This is a genomic window from Streptomyces sp. SYP-A7185, from assembly GCF_046103685.1.
Taxonomy (GTDB): Bacteria; Actinomycetota; Actinomycetes; order Streptomycetales; family Streptomycetaceae; genus Streptomyces.
This window is the reverse complement of sequence record NZ_CP122310.1, coordinates 2,781,470-2,801,025: the sequence shown is the minus strand read 5'-3', so window position 1 is coordinate 2,801,025 and position 19,556 is coordinate 2,781,470. Positions and strand designations below refer to the sequence as shown.

At 72.0% G+C, this 19,556-nt stretch carries 18 protein-coding genes; 12 read left to right on the top strand and 6 right to left on the bottom strand.

Annotated elements, in window-relative coordinates:
- Positions 1–148 precede the first annotated feature (148 nt).
- Entirely contained in the window at positions 149–1,246 is a 1,098-nt protein-coding gene (locus QBL25_RS12320; RefSeq protein ID WP_409057073.1) for a calcium:proton antiporter, read from the top strand.
- On the opposite strand, the gene QBL25_RS12315 is transcribed toward QBL25_RS12320, so the two are convergent.
- The gene (locus QBL25_RS12315; RefSeq protein WP_409057072.1) at positions 1,236–2,534 is read right to left on the bottom strand and encodes an MFS transporter; all 1,299 of its coding nucleotides are present in this window, start codon (positions 2,532–2,534) and stop codon (positions 1,236–1,238) included. The two genes, QBL25_RS12320 and QBL25_RS12315, sit on opposite strands and share 11 nt — an antisense overlap.
- Positions 2,535–2,613: 79 nt before the next feature.
- On the opposite strand from QBL25_RS12315, the gene aroQ reads away from it, so the two are divergent.
- The gene (gene aroQ / locus QBL25_RS12310; protein WP_409057071.1) at positions 2,614–3,081 is read left to right on the top strand and encodes a type II 3-dehydroquinate dehydratase; all 468 of its coding nucleotides are present in this window, start codon (positions 2,614–2,616) and stop codon (positions 3,079–3,081) included.
- Here the strand turns inward: aroQ and QBL25_RS12305 are convergent.
- Complete coding sequence (locus QBL25_RS12305) at positions 3,066–3,722, bottom strand: MBL fold metallo-hydrolase (protein WP_409057070.1); 657 nt, start codon at positions 3,720–3,722, stop codon at positions 3,066–3,068. The two genes, aroQ and QBL25_RS12305, sit on opposite strands and share 16 nt — an antisense overlap.
- Positions 3,723–3,732: 10 nt before the next feature.
- Positions 3,733–4,416, bottom strand: a complete 684-nt coding sequence (locus QBL25_RS12300; protein WP_409057069.1) for a maleylpyruvate isomerase family mycothiol-dependent enzyme — start codon at positions 4,414–4,416, stop codon at positions 3,733–3,735.
- 223 nt (positions 4,417–4,639) lie between these two features.
- Here QBL25_RS12300 and uvrA point away from each other — a divergent pair, with 223 nt between their 5' ends.
- Together uvrA and QBL25_RS12290 are read left to right on the top strand one after the other, a co-directional pair.
- On the top strand, positions 4,640–7,687 hold the full coding sequence (gene uvrA, locus QBL25_RS12295) for an excinuclease ABC subunit UvrA (protein ID WP_409057068.1): 3,048 nt from the start codon (positions 4,640–4,642) through the stop codon (positions 7,685–7,687).
- A gap of 76 nt (positions 7,688–7,763) precedes the next feature.
- Entirely contained in the window at positions 7,764–8,564 is an 801-nt protein-coding gene (locus QBL25_RS12290; protein ID WP_409057067.1) for a crotonase/enoyl-CoA hydratase family protein, read from the top strand.
- On the opposite strand, the gene QBL25_RS12285 is transcribed toward QBL25_RS12290, so the two are convergent.
- On the bottom strand, positions 8,561–9,133 hold the full coding sequence (locus tag QBL25_RS12285; protein ID WP_409057066.1) for a YceI family protein: 573 nt from the start codon (positions 9,131–9,133) through the stop codon (positions 8,561–8,563). The genes QBL25_RS12290 and QBL25_RS12285 overlap by 4 nt on opposite strands.
- Before the next feature lie 101 nt (positions 9,134–9,234).
- Between QBL25_RS12285 and QBL25_RS12280 the strand changes: the two genes are divergently transcribed.
- Entirely contained in the window at positions 9,235–10,089 is an 855-nt protein-coding gene (locus QBL25_RS12280) for a helix-turn-helix domain-containing protein (RefSeq protein ID WP_409057065.1), read from the top strand.
- 15 nt (positions 10,090–10,104) lie between these two features.
- Here the strand turns inward: QBL25_RS12280 and QBL25_RS12275 are convergent, their stop codons facing one another.
- Entirely contained in the window at positions 10,105–11,058 is a 954-nt protein-coding gene (locus QBL25_RS12275) for a carbohydrate kinase family protein (RefSeq protein WP_409057064.1), read from the bottom strand.
- A gap of 192 nt (positions 11,059–11,250) precedes the next feature.
- Here QBL25_RS12275 and QBL25_RS12270 point away from each other — a divergent pair, with 192 nt between their 5' ends.
- Positions 11,251–11,679, top strand: a complete 429-nt coding sequence (locus QBL25_RS12270) for a Rieske (2Fe-2S) protein (RefSeq protein ID WP_409057063.1) — start codon at positions 11,251–11,253, stop codon at positions 11,677–11,679.
- 61 nt (positions 11,680–11,740) lie between these two features.
- Here QBL25_RS12270 and QBL25_RS12265 read toward each other — a convergent pair whose 3' ends face one another.
- On the bottom strand, positions 11,741–12,688 hold the full coding sequence (locus QBL25_RS12265) for a hypothetical protein (RefSeq protein ID WP_409057062.1): 948 nt from the start codon (positions 12,686–12,688) through the stop codon (positions 11,741–11,743).
- Positions 12,689–12,917: 229 nt separating this feature from the next.
- On the opposite strand from QBL25_RS12265, the gene QBL25_RS12260 reads away from it, so the two are divergent.
- From QBL25_RS12260 to whiA, 6 genes are all read left to right on the top strand, one after another.
- Positions 12,918–13,571: a papain-like cysteine protease family protein gene (locus tag QBL25_RS12260; RefSeq protein WP_409057061.1), complete on the top strand. Its 654-nt coding sequence runs from the start codon at positions 12,918–12,920 to the stop codon at positions 13,569–13,571.
- A gap of 5 nt (positions 13,572–13,576) precedes the next feature.
- Positions 13,577–14,461: a hypothetical protein gene (locus tag QBL25_RS12255; protein ID WP_409057060.1), complete on the top strand. Its 885-nt coding sequence runs from the start codon at positions 13,577–13,579 to the stop codon at positions 14,459–14,461.
- Positions 14,462–14,575: 114 nt separating this feature from the next.
- Positions 14,576–16,624 (top strand): excinuclease ABC subunit UvrC, encoded by a 2,049-nt coding sequence (uvrC, locus tag QBL25_RS12250; protein ID WP_409057059.1) that lies wholly within the window; start codon positions 14,576–14,578, stop codon positions 16,622–16,624.
- A complete protein-coding gene (rapZ, locus tag QBL25_RS12245) occupies positions 16,621–17,553 on the top strand; it encodes an RNase adapter RapZ (RefSeq protein WP_409057058.1) in 933 nt (310 codons plus the stop codon). Before uvrC ends, rapZ begins: the two co-directional genes overlap by 4 nt.
- Positions 17,550–18,557 (top strand): uridine diphosphate-N-acetylglucosamine-binding protein YvcK, encoded by a 1,008-nt coding sequence (gene yvcK / locus QBL25_RS12240; RefSeq protein WP_409057057.1) that lies wholly within the window; start codon positions 17,550–17,552, stop codon positions 18,555–18,557. Before rapZ ends, yvcK begins: the two co-directional genes overlap by 4 nt.
- On the top strand, positions 18,548–19,537 hold the full coding sequence (gene whiA, locus QBL25_RS12235) for a DNA-binding protein WhiA (RefSeq protein ID WP_409057056.1): 990 nt from the start codon (positions 18,548–18,550) through the stop codon (positions 19,535–19,537). The genes yvcK and whiA overlap by 10 nt, the downstream gene beginning before the upstream one ends.
- The last annotated feature ends 19 nt before the right edge of the window (positions 19,538–19,556 follow it).

The window sequence follows — 19,556 nt, the reverse complement described above, 5'->3', positions numbered from 1 at the left end:
CACCGGAGTTACCGGTACGGGCGGTGGCCCGCGGCGATCCGCCGCGGGCCACCGCCCGTGTTTTTCGCACTTCCCGGGCTTCTGGGACCGAACGCTCCTGACGTACGTGAAGTAGCGGGGCCCCGCCTCCCGGGAGAGCATCGGAGGCATGATCACTCGGCTCCGGGCACTCGCCACCCAGTGGACCGCGGCCGTGCCGGTCCTCGCCGTCGTCCTGCTCGCCCTCACCTGGGGGCGCGAGCTGCCGGGCGTGGTGGTGGCCGTGGTGACGCTCGTCCTCGCCGGGGCCGTGCTCGCCGCCGTGCACCACGCCGAGGTGATCGCCCACCGCGTGGGCGAACCCTTCGGCTCGCTCGTCCTCGCGGTCGCCGTGACGATCATCGAGGTCGCGCTGATCGTCACCCTCATGGCCGACGGCGGCGACAAGAGCGCCACGCTGGCCCGCGACACCGTGTTCGCCGCGGTGATGATCACCTGCAACGGCATCATCGGCCTGTGTCTGCTGGTGGGCGCCCTGCGCCACCGCATCGTCAACTTCCAGTCCGAGGGCACCGGCGCCGCTCTCGCCACCGTCGCCACGCTGGCCACCCTCAGCCTGGTCCTGCCGACCTTCACCACCAGCAAGCAGGGCCCGGAGTTCTCCACGGCGCAGCTCACCTTCGCCGCCCTCGCCTCGCTCGTCCTGTACGGCCTGTTCGTGACCACGCAGACCGTGCGCCACCGCGAGTACTTCCTGCCCATCACCCGCAAGGGCGAGGTCATCGACTCCGAGGAGGATTCGGGGCCCGCCACCCGGACCGCCCTGATCAGCCTGGGGCTGCTCGGCCTCGCCCTGGTCGGCGTGGTCGGCCTCGCCAAGGGCGTCTCGCCGACCATCGAGTCCGGCGTGGAGAACGCCGGCATGCCGCACGCCGTGGTGGGTGTGATCATCGCGCTGCTCGTGCTGCTCCCGGAGACCATCGCGGCCGTCCGCGCCACCCGCCGCGACCGGGTGCAGACCAGCCTCAACCTCGCCCTCGGGTCCGCGATGGCCAGCATCGGCCTGACCATCCCGGCCGTCGCGGTCGCCTCCGTCTGGCTCTCCGGGCCGCTGGTCCTCGGCCTTGGCCCGACCCACATGGTGCTGCTCGCGCTCACCTTGATCGTCGGCACCCTCACGGTCGTGCCGGGACGCGCCACGCTCCTCCAGGGCGGTGTCCACCTGGTGCTGTTCGCGGCCTACCTGGAGCTCGCGGTCACGCCGTGACGGGGGCGGGCTCCGGTACGGGGCGCGTCTCGGGCAGCAGCGCGAAGCAGCCCAGGCTCAGCAGGGCCACCGCCGTCAGATAGGCCGCGACACCCCACGGCGTGCCGTCGCCGCTCGCCACCGCCGTCGCCACGATCGGGGTCAGCGCGCCCCCGACGACCCCGCCCAGGTTGTAGCCCACCGCGGCGCCCGTGCAGCGCACCCGCGGCTCGTACAGCTCGGGCAGATACGCGGCGATCACGGCGAACATCGTGATGAAGGCCAGCATCGCCACCAGGAAGCCGAGGAACATCAGCAGCGGCTCACCGGTGGCGAGCAGCGCGATCATCGGGAACATCCACAGCGCGGAGAGCGCACAGCCCAGCAGGCACAGGGGCCGCCGCCCGTACCGGTCGCCGAGCAGCGCGGCCACGGGTGTCAGCGCGCCCTTCACCACGACCGCCGCCATGATGCAGGCCAGCATGACCGTACGGCTCACGTCGAGCCGCTCCACCGCGTAGGCCAGGGACCACGTGGTCACCGCGTAGAACACGGCGTATCCGACGGCGAGCGCGCCCGCCGTGAGCAGGACGAGCCGCCAGTGCTCGTGCACCACCTCGGCGAGCGGCACGCGCGCGTGCTCCCGCAGTTCCAGGAAGCTCGGGCTCTCCGCGAGGGACGACCGCAGCGCGAGCCCGGCCGCCGCGAGCACGCCCGCCGCCCAGAAGGGCACCCGCCAGCCCCAGGCGGCGAACTGCGCGTCGGTCAGTGTCGCCGAGAGGACCAGCATGATCCCGTTGGCGAGCAGGAACCCGAGTGAGGGCCCCATCTGCGGAAAGCTCGACCACAGCCCGCGCCGCTCGGCCGGCGCGTGCTCGGCGGTCAGCAGCACGGCCCCGCCCCACTCCCCGCCGAGCCCGAGCCCTTGCAGGAACCGCAGCACCAGGAGCAGCACCGGAGCGGCGATCCCGATCGAGTCGTACGTGGGCACGCAGCCGACGGCGACCGTCGCGATCCCGGTCAGGAGCAGCGAGCCGACGAGGACGGGCCGCCGCCCGCGCCGGTCACCGATGTGCCCGAAGAGGACGGAGCCCAGGGGCCGCGCCACGAAGCCCACCCCGAAGGTCGCGAAGGCGGCGAGCGTCCCGGCGAGCGGCGAGAAGGTCGGGAAGAACAGGGGCCCGAGCACGAGGGCCGCCGCCGTGCCGTAGATGAAGAAGTCGTAGAACTCGATGGCGGTCCCGGCCAGCGAGGCGGCCGCGAGCCGGGGCAGGGAAGGGGTTTTGGCGGGGGAGTGGCTCTTGCGCATGCCGCGTCAACTACCCGCTGTGACGGACGGTTACGGGGGTGTGCGGAGGTGCGGAAGGCGTCGTCAGTACGCTGACGGCATGACGCGCACTCTTGCCAACGCCCCGATCATGATCCTGAACGGCCCCAATCTGAACCTCCTCGGTCAGCGCCAGCCCGAGATCTACGGTTCGGACACGCTCGCCGACGTCGAGGCGCTCTGCGCCAAGGCGGCACAGGCGCACGGCGGCACCGTGGACCTGCGGCAGAGCAACCACGAGGGTCAGTTGGTGGACTGGATCCACGAGGCGCGCGAGCACCACGCGGGCATCGTCATCAACCCCGCGGCCTACTCACACACGTCGGTCGCGATCCTGGACGCGCTCAACACCTGTGACGGGATGCCGGTGGTGGAGGTCCACATCTCCAACATCCACCAGCGCGAGGCGTTCCGGCACCACTCGTACGTCTCCCAGCGCGCCGACGGCGTCATCGCGGGATGCGGCGTGCAGGGGTACGCGTTCGCGGTGGAGCGGGTGGCGGCGCTGGTGGCTCACCAGCCGCGCTGACGCCACTCCGCCAGGTGCGGGCGCTCGGCGCCCAGCGTCGTGTCGCTGCCGTGGCCGGGGTAGACCCAGGTCTCGTCGGGCAGCGTGCCGAAGATCTTCGTCTCGACGTCGTCCAGCAGGGTCGCGAAGGCCTGCGGGTCCTGGTGCGTGTTCCCGATGCCGCCGGGGAAGAGGCAGTCGCCGGTGAAGACGTGCGGGTGGCCGTGCGGGTCGTCGTACACGAGGGCGATCGAGCCCGGCGTGTGGCCGACCAGGTGACGCGCGGTGAGGGTGACGTGCCCGACGTTCACGGTGTCGCCGTCCACGAGCGGGACGTCCGTGGGCACGGGGATGCCGGCGGCGTCCTCGCGGCCCGCGTAGGTCCGGGCGCCGGTGGCCTCGACGACCGCGGCGAGGGCCTGCCAGTGGTCGCCGTGCTGGTGGGTGGTGACGACGGACGTGATGCCGTCGTCACCGATGAGCGTGAGCAGCGTCCTGGCGTCGTTCGCCGCGTCGATCAGGAGCTGCTCGTCCGTGGCCCGGCAGCGCAGCAGGTAGGCGTTGTTGTCCATCGGGCCGACGGCGACCTTCGAGATCATCAGGTCCTGCAGCTCGTGCACGTCCGCCCCGCCGCCGACCTTCACTGCTCCGCTGTACGTCATGGGCCTCAGCCTATAGCGGCGGCAGGGAGGGCAGGAGGCCCCCTTCGGCCGTCAACGCGGAGCCGTCGCGACGACCGGAGAGCCAGCCCACGACGTCCGGCGCGGGGCCAAAGACCGTGACCTCGGGATCGCCGTCCCGGCCGGTGGTCCACGCGTGCGTGCCGTCCGTCACCCGCGTCGGCGGCACCTCGGGGTGCCCGGAGAAGCGGGCCGTCAGGAAGTCGGTCTCCCGTCGCACGAATTCCCCGGGCAGGTCTTCGAGCTCGTACCCGATGCCGAGGTCGACGTGGTGCAGCTCCACCTCGACCCACCGCCGGAACGGCACCCGGGATGCCGAGTCCGTCACACCGTTGCGCAGCTCCACCGTGCGGGACCAGTCCGCGGGGATCTCGCCCGCCGCGTCGAACCGCGCCGCGGACTCGCGCAGGTCGACGAGCTGCTCGGCCAGGGGCCGAGGGGCGTCCCGCTCGATGTCCGCGTCCCGGGCGTCGCCGCTCACATACATGGGCCGCCCGGCCAGGACGTTCACGAGCGCGTCCGCGTTGCGGGCGAGGTGGGCGAGGACATGGCCACGGCTCCAGCCCGGCAGCCGTGACGGCTCGGCGGTCGAATCGTTGTTCAGTTTCGTGGCTGCTGTGAGCAGCCGGTCGGTCGCGTCACGTACAGACGCCAGGTCGCGCACATGATCAATCATGCGCCCGACGATAGTCGCGCCACACGTTCGGGTGAAGGTGTCGGAGCGGCACCGCAAATCGAATGCACGTGCTATATGGTCGAGTGCGGCATCGGGCATTCTTGGCGGTCCGGGTTTGTTATCAACCAGGGCATCCGTCCCGGCGTTGTCAGTGGCTCGCCCTAGTCTGTGAATGACGGGGGTCCCGCCCCTGTCACTTCTCTCAAGAAAGGTGCGGACCGGCGTGGCCGACCGTCTCATCGTCCGTGGCGCGCGCGAGCACAATCTCAAGAACGTCTCGCTCGACCTCCCGCGCGACTCCCTCATCGTCTTCACCGGACTCTCCGGGTCGGGCAAGTCCTCGCTCGCGTTCGACACGATCTTCGCCGAGGGCCAGCGGCGGTACGTGGAATCGCTCTCCTCGTACGCCCGTCAGTTCCTCGGCCAGATGGACAAGCCGGACGTCGACTTCATCGAGGGCCTCTCGCCCGCGGTCTCCATCGACCAGAAGTCGACCTCGCGCAACCCGCGCTCCACGGTCGGCACCATCACCGAGGTCTACGACTACCTCCGCCTGCTCTTCGCGCGCATCGGCAAGCCGCACTGCCCCGAGTGCGGGCGCCCCATCTCCCGGCAGTCGCCGCAGGCCATCGTCGACAAGGTCCTGGAGCTGCCCGAAGGCAGCCGCTTCCAGGTCCTGTCGCCGCTGGTGCGCGAGCGCAAGGGCGAGTTCGTCGACCTCTTCGCCGACCTCCAGACCAAGGGCTACAGCCGCGCCCGGGTCGACGGCGAGACGATCCAGCTCTCCGAGCCGCCCACGCTGAAGAAGCAGGAGAAGCACACCATCGAGGTGGTCATCGACCGCCTCACGGTGAAGGACTCCGCCAAGCGCCGCCTGACCGACTCGGTGGAGACCGCGCTCGGCCTCGCCGGCGGCATGGTCGTGCTCGACTTCGTCGACCTCCCCGAGGACGACCCCGAGCGCGAGCGCATGTACTCCGAGCACCTGTACTGCCCGTACGACGACCTGTCCTTCGAGGAGCTGGAGCCCCGCTCCTTCTCCTTCAACTCGCCCTTCGGCGCCTGCCCGGACTGCACCGGCATCGGCACGCGCATGGAGGTCGACCCCGAGCTGATCGTCCCGGACGAGGACAAGTCGCTCGACGAGGGCGCCATCCACCCCTGGTCGCACGGCCACACCAAGGAGTACTTCGGGCGGCTGGTCGGCGCGCTCGCCGACGCCCTCGGGTTCGCCACGGACATGCCCTGGGCCGGTCTTCCGCAGCGCGCCAAGAAGGCCCTCCTGAACGGCCACAAGACGCAGATCGAGGTGCGCTACAGGAACCGGTACGGCCGCGAGCGGGTCTACACCACCGCGTTCGAAGGCGCCGTCCCGTTCGTCAAGCGCCGCCACAGCGAGGCCGAGAGCGACGCCAGCCGCGAGCGCTTCGAGGGCTACATGCGCGAGGTGCCCTGCCCCACCTGTCAGGGCACGCGCCTCAAGCCGATCGTCCTGGCCGTCACGGTCATGGGGAAGTCCATCGCCGAGGTCTCGGCGATGTCCATCAGCGACTGCGCGGACTTCCTGGCCGAGCTGAAGCTGGGCGCCCGCGACAAGAAGATCGCCGAGCGCGTCCTGAAGGAGGTCAACGAACGCCTGCGGTTCCTGGTCGACGTCGGCCTGGACTATCTGTCCCTGAACCGCGCGGCGGGCACCCTCTCCGGCGGCGAGGCCCAGCGCATCCGCCTGGCCACGCAGATCGGCTCCGGCCTCGTCGGCGTGCTGTACGTCCTGGACGAGCCGTCCATCGGCCTGCACCAGCGCGACAACCACCGCCTGATCGAGACCCTCGTGCGCCTGCGCGACATGGGCAACACGCTCATCGTCGTCGAGCACGACGAGGACACCATCAAGGTCGCCGACTGGGTCGTCGACATCGGCCCCGGCGCGGGCGAGCACGGCGGCAAGGTCGTGCACAGCGGCTCCATGAAGGAGCTCCTGGCGAACGCCGAGTCGGTGACCGGCCAGTATCTGTCGGGCAAGAAGTCCATCCCGGTGCCCGACCTGCGCCGCCCCGCGGACCCCTCCCGCCAGCTGACGGTGCACGGCGCCCGGGAGAACAACCTCCAGGACATCGACGTCTCCTTCCCGCTCGGCGTCCTGACCGCGGTCACGGGTGTCTCGGGCTCCGGCAAGTCCACCCTGGTCAACGACATCCTCTACACGCACCTGGCGCGCGAGCTGAACGGCGCCCGCTCCGTCCCCGGACGGCACACGCGCGTGGAGGGCGACGACCTGGTCGACAAGGTCGTGCACGTCGACCAGTCGCCCATCGGCCGCACCCCGCGGTCGAACCCGGCGACGTACACCGGAGTCTTCGACCACGTCCGCAAGCTGTTCGCGGAGACGATGGAGGCGAAGGTCCGGGGCTATCTCCCCGGCCGCTTCTCCTTCAACGTCAAGGGCGGTCGCTGCGAGAACTGCTCCGGCGACGGCACGATCAAGATCGAGATGAACTTCCTGCCGGACGTGTACGTCCCCTGCGAGGTCTGCCACGGGGCGCGCTACAACCGCGAGACGCTGGACGTCCACTACAAGGGCAAGTCCATCGCCGAGGTCCTGGACATGCCGATCGAGGAAGCACTCGACTTCTTCGAGGCGGTCCCGGCGATCTCCCGCCACCTGCGCACACTGAACGACGTGGGTCTCGGGTACGTCCGGCTCGGCCAGTCCGCGCCGACGCTCTCGGGCGGTGAGGCCCAGCGCGTGAAGCTGGCCTCCGAGCTCCAGAAGCGCTCGACGGGACGGACCGTCTACGTCCTGGACGAGCCGACCACCGGTCTGCACTTCGAGGACATCAGCAAGCTGATCACGGTCCTGTCCGGCCTGGTCGACAAGGGCAACACGGTCATCGTCATCGAGCACAACCTCGACGTCATCAAGACCGCGGACTGGGTCGTCGACATGGGCCCCGAGGGCGGCAACGGCGGCGGTCTCGTCGTCGCCGAGGGCACGCCCGAGGAGGTCGCTGGAGTCACCACGAGCCACACCGGCAAGTTCCTGCGGGACATCCTCGTGGCGGACCGGATCAGCGACGCGGTGCCCTCGCAGGGGCGCAAGCGGGTCGCCGCCTCCGCGGTGAAGAAGCCGGCGGCCAAGGCCACCGCCAAGACGGCCGCCGCGAAGTCGGCCGCCGCCAAGCCCGCCGCGGCCAAGAAGACGGCCGCCGCCAAGAAGGCGACCACGAAGAAGACGGCCGCCAAGAAGACGGCCAAGGCCCGCAAGAGCTGACGGGCCCAGCGCACCGGGCCGCCGGACGAGGGTTCTCCCCTTGTCCGGCGGCCCGTTCGCGTGGTCGCCTGGGGCCATGACCGTCCGTACGGAACGCGCAGGCCCAGTCACCACCGTCGTGTTGTCCCGCCCGGGCGTGCGCAACGCCGTCGACGGGCCCACCGCCCGCGCCCTCGCCGACGCCTTCCGCGCCTTCGACGCCGACCCCGACGCGTACGTCGCCGTGCTGTGGGGCGAGGGCGGCACCTTCTGCGCCGGGGCGGACCTCAAGGCCATCGGGACGCCCACGGGGAACGACGTGACCGAGGTGACCGGGGAGTCCGACGGGCCCATGGGCCCGACCCGTATGCGCCTGTCCAAGCCCGTCATCGCCGCGATCTCCGGACACGCGGTCGCCGGCGGCCTGGAGCTCGCCCTCTGGTGCGATCTGCGGGTCGCCGACGAGGACGCCGTGCTCGGCGTCTTCTGCCGCCGCTGGGGCGTCCCCCTCATCGACGGCGGGACCGTCCGGCTGCCCCGCCTCATCGGCGAGAGCCGGGCCATGGACCTGGTGCTCACCGGCCGCCCCGTCCCCGCCGCCGAGGCGCTCGCGATGGGCCTGGTGAACCGGACCGTACCGCCGGGCACAGCGCGCGCCGCGGCCGAACGCCTCGCCGCGGAGATCGCCGCGTTCCCGCAGACCTGCCTGCGCGGCGACCGGCTCTCCCTCAAAGAACAGGACGGCCTCAGCGAGGAGGAGGCGATGGCGGGCGAACTGCGCCACGGCCTGCGCTCGCTCGCCGAGGCGGCGGACGGCGCCGCCCGCTTCGCCGCGGGAGCCGGGCGCCACGGGGCCTTCCACGAGGGCGGGGGAGCGGCGGGGCCCTCCGGCGGCTAGTCCGCCGCGGGCGCGTCCGCCGGCTCCAGGAACTGCATGTCCAGCTGGATCTTCACCACGTCACCGAGCAGCCCGGCACCGAAGTCGAGCCCGAACTCCTTGCGGCTGATCTCCCCGGTCGCCTCGAACCCCGCATGGCGCCGGGAGTCGCCCGGGAAGGCCTGGAGCCCGCCGAACTCGACGGCGAGAGTCAGGGGCCGGGTGACATCACCGATGGTCAGCTCGCCCTCCAGGGTCCACTCGTCCGCCGTGCCCGCGACCCGCGTCGAGCGGAACGTCATCGTGGGCCTGCGCTCCACGTCGAGGAGGTCCGGCGCGCGGACGTGCGCGTCGCGGTCCTTGTTGCCGGTGTCGACCGAGGCCAGGGCGACCGTCGCCGTCACCGACGAGGTCTCGGCGCTCTCGCCGACGACCAGTCCGGCCGTGACCTCCGTGAACCGCCCCCGGACCTTCGAGATCCCCAGATGGCGGATGGTGAAGTTCACGGCGGAGTGGAACGGGTCGATCTCCCAGCTCCCCGCGGGGAGGGGAAGCGCGGACGGGGCGGCGGTGCTCGTGTCAGAAGTCATGCGTCCACGATGCGAGGCCGCCCGCGCCCGAGGAAGGCCGAGCCGAGACTGGTAGTGACAGGGCCACGATCCGGCCCGGCGGCGGCTGGTACGTTCGGCCGGTGAGCGACAACGAGCTCGGCACCTTCCTGCGCACCTGCCGTGAAGCGGTCACGCCCGCCGAGGTGGGACTGCCCACCGGCCCCCGGCGCCGCACGCCGGGCCTGCGCCGCTCCGAGGTGGCCACGCTCGCCGGCGTCAGCGTCGAGTACCTCGCCCGCCTCGAACAGGGCCGGGACCGCCACCCCTCCCCGCAGGTGATGGGCGCCCTCGCGGACGCCCTGCGGCTCACCGTGGAGGAGCGCTTCCATCTGCGCCGCCTGGAGAAGGAGACGAGCGGCGACCCCTGCTGCCCCACGGCGAGCGAGCCCTCCCGCTCGGTGCGCCCCACCGTGCGGGCGCTCGTCGACCGCATGGAGCCCACCCCCGCCGTCCTGCTCAACCGGCTCGGCGACGTCCTCACGTACACCTCGGGCTACGAGCGGATCGTGCGGCCCCTCGGTCTCCTCGACGACGAGCGGCCCAACCTCATCCGCTTCCTGTTCACCGACGAGCGGGCCCGCGCCGCCTATCCCGACTGGGACCGGATCGCCGACGAGCAGATCGCCTCGCTGCGGGCCGGGTCCCTGCTCTCCGACCCCCACGCCGAGGGTTTCGCCGACGAGCTGACCGTGCTCGCCGGAGCGCCCTTCGCGGACCGGATGGCGGCCGTGCCGCGGCTGCCCCGGCACAGCGGCGTCGATTCCCTGACGCACCCGGAGGCCGGTGCCCTGCGGCTGTCGTACGAGACGCTGACCCTGCCCGACGCCGACGGCCAGCGCCTGGTCGTCCACCTGCCGGCGGACGAGGCGTCATCGGCCGCGCTCGACCGCCTCAACGGCCGCCAGCCCGGGGGCCTGCGCGCCGTGACGGGCTGAGGGGCCCGCCGCGCCTCAGCCCAACTCCTTCGCGTACGGGGGCTCCGCGCCCGCCCGGGACACGGTGACGGCGGCCGCGCGGGCCGCGAAACGCAGGACCTCGCCCCAGCTGTCCGCGCCGAGGTCCGCCAGGGACTGCGCGGACAGCGCGTCCCGGGCACAAAGGCCGTGCAGCAGCGCCGCGTTGACCGTGTCGCCCGCGCCGATGGTGTCCACCACGTCGACCCGCTCACCCGGCACCGACCACTCCCCGCCGTTCCGCGTGAAGACGGTGAGACCCTCACCGCCCCGCGTCACGACCACCGCGCCGGGCCCGGACGCGAGCCATTCGCGCGGGGTTCCGCCCAGCCACTGCGCGTCCTCCTCCGACAGCTTGAGCAGCGCGACCGACGGCAGCCAGCTCTTGAACCGGGCCCGGTAGGCGTCCGCGTCCGGGATCAGACCCGCCCGGATGTTGGGGTCGAGCGCCGTGAAGACGCCCCGCGCGGCCTGTCGGCGCAGCAGCTCCTCGTAGGCGCTCGCCCCCGGTTCGAGGACGAGCGAGCAGGTGCCGAACGACACCGCGCGCACGGCGTCGGGCAGCCGGTCCGGGGCCGTGAAGAGCCGGTCCGCCGTGCCCTCGACGTAGAAGGAGTACCCGGCGGAGCCGTCCGCGCCGATGGAGGCGACCGCGAGCGTCGTCGGCTCGGCGCCCCGCTGGACGTACGACACGTCGACCCCCGCGCCCCGCAGGCCCTCGACCAGGGCTTCGCCGAAGGCGTCCGCCGAGATCCGCGAGCAGAGGGCGACGGGTGAGCCCAGCCGGCCGAGGGCCACCGCGGTGTTGTACGGGCCGCCGCCGAGCCGCGGGACGAGCGCGGGCAGCCCGGTGCCGCCACCGGCACCACCGCCATCCCGGCCGTCGGCATCCCGGCCGGCGGCATCCTGCGGGACGAGGTCGATCAGGGCCTCTCCGGCGACGACGATCACGGGTGGTTCCTCTCGGCTCTGCGGTCGTTGCGCCGCACGCGTGCTCCCTGGCTTGCGCCACAGGCTAGGCCTTCGGGGCGGGCCGGGCCCGGCACGGGCGGCACTCGGGCACGGCCGCGCCCAACGCGGGCAGGCGGCGCCCCACCGGTAGGGTCTGATCCGTCACAGAAGCGCCTGAACCGTGGAGATCCGATGCCCGGCACGCCGCCCCCCGCCCGCCGCACCGTGCTGCGTGCCGCCGCCCTCGTCCCGGCCGCCGGCCTGGGGATCGCGGCCTGCTCGTCCGGCGGCGGTGACGGCGACGGCGGGTCCAACCGTTCGGCGCCGACCGCGCCGGTGGAGCTCGGGAAGTCCGACGCGGTGGAGGTCGGCGCCTCGAAGCTCTACACCGACCAGAACGTGGTCGTCAGCCGCGTCTCGGACGACGAGTACAAGGCGTTCAGCACCATCTGCACGCACGAGAGGTGCCCCATCAACAAGCTCCAGGGGCACAAGCTCATCTGCCCCTGTCACGGCAGCCAGTTCGACGCCACGAACGGCAAGGTGCTGCACGCGCCCGCCGTCTCGCCGCTGGAGGAGCTGCCGGTGAAGGTGGAGGACGGCAAGATCGTCGCGGGCTGAGGGCGGGCTCAGGGCGGGCTGAGCGCTGTCGGCAGTCCCATGGTCCCGCTGCCGCAAGCGTTCACTCCCAGTCCCACGCGATCCCCACGATGCCCGCCCGCACCTGCGGTTCCACGAGATGCACCGACCGGTGGCTGCCGCTCAGCGTCAGCTCCTGGCGTCCGCCGCGCGGTGCGGCGGCCGAGTGCTGCGTGAAGCGGTGGCAGCGCACGGGCAGGGCCTCTTCGTCGAACCGGACCTGGAGCGCGTACTGCCCGCCCGCGAAGCTGAAGCCGCGGAAGTACTCGGTGGCCGGGCCCGCCGTGCCGTCCTCGAAGCCGTACCGGAACAGATGGGTGTCGCCCGCGCGCAGCCGTGCGTCGAACAGCAGCTCGGCGACGAGCACCCCCGTCTCGTGGTGCCGGCGCACGCGCCCCGTGCGGCAGTTCTCCAGGGCGTGCACGCCGACGCGGTCGGGGACGCAGCCGGGGTCGCCGTGGTAGATCGCGAGGTAGCGGTCCACGGCGTCCCGGTGGGCGCGGACGACGTGCTGCGAGTCGCGGCCCAGCAGCTCACGGCGTGCGCCGATCCGGACCCGCTCGTGGTGGCCGACGGTGTGCAGGCCGCCGTCCAGCGGCGAACCCAGCTCGGTGATCAGCTCCTGGACGACGTCGGAGGCGTCGAGCAGGGAGCGGTAGGAGCGGGCGGCGGGCCGCTCGCAGTCGGGGTGGTCTGCGGGCTTGGCGAGCAGCCTGATCAGTGATTCCTCGGGGAGTCCGAGGATCTCCTCCAGGGCGCGCACGGCCCGCAGCGACTCGGTGCGCTGGGGGCGGCGGGCGCCCTGCTGCCAGTAACTGAGGCTCGTCACGCCCACGTGCACGCCGTGGCGCGCGAGATGGTGCCGCACGCGTTGCAGGGGGAGGCGGCGAGCGGCGATCGCGGCCCGCAGCGCCACGTGGAAGGGGCCGGTGCGCAGGGCGGTCTCCAGGTCCGCGGGCGCGCCTTCCGCGAGCTGTGTGCCGTGCCGCATCGCAGGGCCCTTCTGTGAACGTTCACATCGGCCGTCCGGGCGTACGCGCCGGTCGGAGCGGGCCACCAGGTGGGCGTACGGGGGGTGTTCACATCCGTACGCCGTCGTTCACGGCCCAAGTAATCCCGCATTGAACCTTGTTGACCTGCACCCGACAACACTCGATGCTCAATCGCAGCGTCCGGACGCGCTCCTCCACCACCCCCACCCCCCGCTCGGGAGGAACGCGATGCGCCACAGAACCAGCAGGTACGGCGGACAAAGACGGCTGTCCGCGCTCGCCGTCACGGTGGCCGCCCTGGTCGCCGCACCGGCGGCCACCGCCACGGCCGCCCCCGACAGCCCTCCCTCCGGCACGGTCCGGACCCTGGAGGCGGCCGACCCGTCCGGCCCCTCCCTCCTCGCCGCCAAGCGCCTGAACATCACGATGCAGGCCCAGCAGAAGACCAACTGGTGCTGGGCCGCCGCCGGGAACACGATCGCCACCTTCTACGGCAGGAACTACAGCCAGAACCAGTTCTGCAACGCGGCCTTCGGGCGCAGCCAGAACACCGAGTGCCCCAACTCCCAGGCCACGCTCGGCGACGTGCAGAACGGCCTGGACTGGGCGGGCATCAACGCCGGCTCGTACGTCAGCGGCTGGCTGCGCTACCCGACCGTGCAGGCCGAGATCAACGCGGGCCGCCCCGTCGAGACCCGCATCCAGTGGTCGAACGGCGGCGGTCACATGCACGTCCTGTACGGCTACGACGACGCGAGCAGCTGGGTCTACTGGGGCGATCCGTGGCCCTCCAGCGACCGCTACAACTGGGCCTCGCACAGCTGGTACGTCAACAACAACACCTTCTCCTGGACCCACTCGCTGTACCGGATCGGGGCGTGAGCGCGATGAACCGTCACCTTTCCCCTCACCTTTCCCCTCACCTTTCCCCTCGCCTCTCCCGTCCCGCGCTGCGGGCCGCGCTCGCCGGTTCGGCGGCCACCCTGCTGCTCGGCCTCGCGGCCCCGCACGCCACCGCCGACTCCGGTCCCTCGGACGCCGGGCCCTCGGCCGCCTCCCGTGAGGCGGCGCACGACGCCGCGAGCGCCCCCGGGACCCTCGACACGCTCTCCCGCTTCTTCGCGCGGGAGGGGGCCGTCAGCAAGGCGGCGGCCGACCCGCGCGTACAGGGCGAGGCCGTGCCCGTGCGCTACCTCTCCCCGGAGTTCGTCGCCGGTGAGAAGGGCGCGCCGATCGCCCGCGTGGAGTTCCTCGCCAGCAAGGCGGTCTCCTCCGTCGGGCAGGAGGCCTCCCTGTGGACGGTGAGACAGGGGGGCTCCTGGCAGGTCGTGAACATCGCCACCGGGGACGACGAGACGCACTACGCGCGCGTGGGCGCCGACAAGCTCCCCGGGGGCACCGTCTTCCACGAGCCGCAGATCAACGCCTGGTACGTGCGGGGCGCGGGGCGCGTGCTTCCGCTGGACGCGGACGCGAAGCGCGCCGTGGGCGCGGACGGTACCTCGGTCGCCGCGTACCAGCGGCGCGTCCAGAAGGCGTACGGCGACAAGCTGCCCGGCTCTGCGTACGCGAAGTCCGGCAAGGCGGGAGGCTTCGCCCCGAAGGAGCGGGGTGCGCAGCCCCCGGCCCCCGCCACGGCCCCTGCCACGGCCACAGCCGCGGCCGACGGCCCCGTCACGGTCGCCTCGGCCGTGGCCGGAGCCGGCGCCCTGACCGCCCTCGGCCTCTCCGGAGCGGCCCTCCTGCGCCGCCGCGCCCGGCAGCACGGCTGACCTGCCCCGGGCCTCTGACCGGGCCGGCTTCCCCGCCCCTGCCCCACACCGCGGGCGGGGGAGCCGCCCCCCTCAAGACCCTGACTGTCAGCCCCCGCCAGTAGGGTGTGGAGCATGGCAGACCCCTCCAGCTACCGCCCCAAGCCGGGACAGATCCCCGACTCGCCGGGGGTCTATCGGTTCCGCGACGAACACCGCCGGGTGATCTACGTCGGCAAGGCGAAAAGCCTGCGCCAGCGCCTGGCGAGCTACTTCCAGGACATCAGCAACCTCCACCCGCGCACCGCCACGATGGTGACGACGGCCGCCTCCGTGGAGTGGACCGTGGTCTCCACCGAGGTCGAGGCGCTCCAGCTCGAATACTCCTGGATCAAGGAGTTCGACCCCCGGTTCAACGTCAAGTACCGCGACGACAAGAGCTATCCGTACCTCGCGGTGACGATGAACGAGGAGTTCCCGCGCGTCCAGGTGATGCGCGGCCACAAGAAGAAGGGCGTCCGCTACTTCGGGCCGTACGGCCACGCGTGGGCGATCCGCGACACCGTGGACCTCCTCCTGCGCGTCTTCCCCGTCCGCACCTGCTCGGCCGGCGTCTTCAAGAACGCCGAGCGCACCGGCCGCCCCTGCCTCCTCGGGTACATCGGCAAGTGCGCCGCGCCCTGCGTGGGGCGCGTCTCCCCGGAAGAGCACCGCCAACTCGCCGAGGACTTCTGCGAGTTCATGGCGGGCCACACGGGTGCGTTCATCCGCCGCGTCGAGCGGCAGATGGCGGAAGCCGCCGAGGACATGGAGTACGAGAAGGCGGCCCGGCTGCGCGACGACGTCGGGGCGCTCAAGAAGGCCATGGAGAAGAGCGCGGTCGTCCTCGCCGACGCCACGGACGCCGACCTCATCGCCCTCGCCGAGGACGAGCTGGAGGCGGCCGTCCAGATCTTCCACGTCCGCGGCGGCCGGGTGCGCGGTCAGCGCGGCTGGGTCACCGACAAGGTCGAGGCGGTCACCAGCGGCGACCTCGTCGAACACGCGCTCCAGCAGCTCTACGGCGAGGAGAGCGGCGACGCGGTGCCGAAGGAAGTGCTCGTCCCCGCCCTGCCCGAGCCGATAGAGCCCGTCCAGGAGTGGCTCACCGAGCGCCGCGGTTCGAACGTCTCGCTGCGCATCCCGCAGCGCGGCGACAAGAAGGCGCTCATGGAGACCGTGGCGCGCAACGCCCAGCAGTCGCTCGTGCTGCACAAGACCAAGCGCGCCTCGGACCTGACCACCCGCTCCCGCGCCCTGGAGGAGATCGCCGAGGCGCTCGAACTGGACAGCGCCCCGCTGCGCATCGAGTGCTACGACATCTCGCACCTCCAGGGTGACGACGTCGTGGCCTCGATGGTCGTGTTCGAAGACGGCCTCGCACGCAAGAGCGAGTACAGGCGCTTCCAGATCAAGGGCTTCGAGGGCCAGGACGACGTCCGCTCCATGCACGAGGTGCTCACGCGGCGCTTCAAGCGCTACCTCTCCGACAAGGAGAAGACGGGGGAGTGGGACCCCGAGGCCGAGCAGGAGAGCCTGACCGAGGAGGACGGCCGCCCCAAGCGCTTCGCCTATCCGCCCCAGCTCGTGGTCGTGGACGGCGGCAAACCGCAGGTCGCGGCGGCCCAGCGGGCCCTCGACGAGCTCGGCATCGACGACATCGCGGTGTGCGGCCTGGCCAAGCGCCTCGAAGAGGTCTGGGTGCCGGGCGACGACGACCCGGTGATCCTGCCGCGCACCAGCGAAGGCCTGTACCTTCTCCAGCGGGTACGCGACGAAGCGCACCGCTTCGCGATCACCTACCAGCGCGCCAAGCGGGCCAAGCGCTTCCGGGCCGGACCGCTGGACGACGTGCCGGGCCTGGGCGACGGGCGCAAGCAGACGCTGATCAAGCACTTCGGTTCGGTGAAGAAGCTGCGATCCGCGACAATCGACCAGATCTGCGAGGTTCCGGGCATAGGCCGCAAGACCGCGGAGGCGATCCTCGTGGCCTTCGCCGCCGCCGCGCCCGCGGCGCCCGCCGTGAACACGGCGACCGGAGAGATCATTGAAGACGAGGAGCCCGCGCGCGCGGGAGCCTCGGACGACGGCGAGGAGCCCGTGGCCGCGGGCACCTCAGAAGAACGACGGGGGCAGGAGACATGACCGAGCACGACGAAGGCGGCGAGCAAGTGAGTACGGGCACGACCATCACCCCAGGTGAGGCCGCGGAGGTGGTCCCCGAGCTGGTGATCATCTCCGGTATGTCGGGAGCCGGGCGCAGCACCGCGGCGAAGTGTCTCGAGGACCTCGGCTGGTTCGTCGTCGACAACCTGCCGCCCGCGCTGATCCCCACCATGGTGGAGCTCGGCGCCCGGTCGCAGGGGAACGTCGCCCGCATCGCGGTCGTCGTCGACGTGCGCGGCCGCCGCTTCTTCGACAATCTGCGCCAGTCCCTCGCGGACCTGGAGGCCAAGCACGTCACCCGGCGGATCGTCTTCCTGGAGTCCTCGGACGACGCCCTGGTGCGCCGCTTCGAGTCGGTGCGCCGCCCGCACCCGCTCCAGGGCGACGGCCGCATCGTCGACGGCATCGCGGCCGAGCGCGAGCTCCTGCGCGAGCTGCGCGGCGACGCCGACCTGGTGATCGACACCTCCAGCCTGAACGTCCACGAGCTGCGCGCCAAGATGGACGCCCAGTTCGCGGGCGACGAGGAGCCGGAGCTGCGGGCCACGGTGATGTCGTTCGGCTACAAGTACGGCCTGCCGGTCGACGCCGACCTCGTCGTGGACTGCCGCTTCCTGCCCAACCCGCACTGGGTGCCGGAGCTGCGCCCCTTCACGGGGCTGAACGAAGAGGTCTCCGGCTACGTCTTCAACCAGCCGGGCGCCAAGGAGTTCCTCGACCGGTACGCCGAGCTGCTCCAGCTCATCGCCGCGGGCTACCGCCGCGAGGGCAAGCGGTACGTGACGATCGCGGTCGGCTGCACGGGCGGCAAGCACCGCTCCGTGGCCATGTCGGAGAAGCTCGCGGCACGTCTCGTGTCCGAGGGAGTCGAGACCGTCATCGTCCACCGGGACATGGGGCGAGAGTGAAGTCCTCCCTGCGGCTGAACCGTCTGGGCCGCAAGCGGGGCACCCAGCCCAAGGTCGTGGCGCTCGGCGGCGGGATGGGCCTGTCCGCCTCGCTCGCCGGGCTGCGCCGCATCACCGGCGATCTGACCGCCGTGGTCACCGTCGCCGACGACGGCGGCTCCAGCGGGCGCCTGCGCGACGAGCTGGGCGTGCTGCCCCCGGGCGACCTGCGCAAGGCGCTGGCCGCCCTGTGCGGGGACGACGACTGGGGCCAGACGTGGTCCCGCGTCATCCAGCACCGCTTCCAGTCCAAGGGCGACCTGCACGAGCACGCGGTCGGCAATCTGCTGATCGTCGCCCTGTGGGAGCAGCTGGGCGACCACGTCCAGGCCCTGGACCTGGTCGGCAAGCTCCTGGGCGCGCACGGGCGCGTGCTGCCCATGTCGGCGGTGCCGTTGGAGCTCCAGGCCCTGGTCAAGGGGCACGACCCAGAGCGTCCGGAGGACGTGAACACGGTGCGCGGGCAGGCCACGGTCGCGCTCACCCCGGGTGAGGTGCAGTCCGTGCACCTCGTCCCGCACGACCCGCCGGCCGTCCCCGAAGCGGTCGCCGCCGTGCTCGACGCGGACTGGGTGGTGCTCGGCCCCGGCTCCTGGTTCTCCTCGGTGATCCCCCATCTGCTCGTCCCCGAACTGCTCGACGCGCTCATCCAGACGAAGGCCCGCAGGGTGCTCTCGCTCAACCTCGCGCCACAACCCGGTGAAACCGATGGGTTCTCTCCGCAGCGTCATTTGGAGGTTTTGGCCCGACACGCCCCTAAACTCGCCCTGGACGTGGTGCTGGCCGACGACGCCGCCGTGCCCGACCGTGAGTCACTCACCGATGCCGCCAAGCGGCTCGGCGCCACGGTCGAGCTGGCGCCGGTGGCCAGGCACGATGGCACTCCGAGGCACGATCCGGAGCTCCTGGCCACCGCGTACGACCGTATTTTTCGGATGCATGGAAGGATCGGCCCATGGCGATGACGGCAGCGGTGAAGGACGAAATCTCCCGGCTTCCCGTCACCCGGACCTGCTGCAGAAAGGCAGAGGTCTCGGCCATCCTGCGGTTCGCGGGCGGCCTTCACCTGGTGAGTGGCCGCATCGTGATCGAGGCGGAGCTGGACACGGCGATGGCCGCGCGACGGCTGAAGCGGGACATTCTTGAGATTTTCGGGCACAGCTCGGAGCTGATCGTGATGGCTCCCGGCGGCCTGCGGCGCGGCTCGCGCTACGTCGTTCGGGTGGTCGCGGGCGGCGATCAGCTGGCCCGGCAGACGGGCCTCGTGGACGGCCGCGGGCGGCCCATCCGGGGGCTGCCGCCGCAGGTGGTCTCGGGGGCCACCTGTGACGCCGAGGCGGCCTGGCGCGGGGCCTTCCTCGCGCACGGCTCCCTGACCGAGCCGGGCCGCTCGTCCTCCCTGGAGGTCACCTGCCCCGGCCCGGAGGCCGCGCTCGCCCTGGTCGGGGCGGCGCGCCGGCTCCAGATCGCGGCCAAGGCCCGTGAGGTGCGCGGCGTGGACCGCGTGGTCGTCCGGGACGGCGACGCGATCGGCGCCCTGCTCACCCGGCTCGGCGCCCATGAGTCGGTGCTGGCCTGGGAGGAGCGGCGGATGCGCCGCGAGGTGCGCGCCACCGCCAACCGCCTGGCCAATTTCGACGACGCCAACCTGCGCCGCTCGGCCCGCGCGGCCGTGGCCGCCGGCGCCCGTGTGCAGCGCGCCCTGGAGATCCTGGGCGAGGAGGTCCCCGAGCACCTCGCGGCGGCCGGACGGCTGCGCATGGAGCACAAGCAGGCCTCCCTGGAGGAGCTGGGCGCGCTCGCCGAGCCCGCGCTGACCAAGGACGCGGTCGCGGGCCGTATCCGCCGCCTGCTCGCCATGGCGGACAAGCGGGCGCAGGACCTGGGGATTCCTGGCACGGAGTCCAACCTGAGCGAGGAGCTCGCCGACAACATGGCCGTCTGAGGGCCCTCGGCCTCGTCCG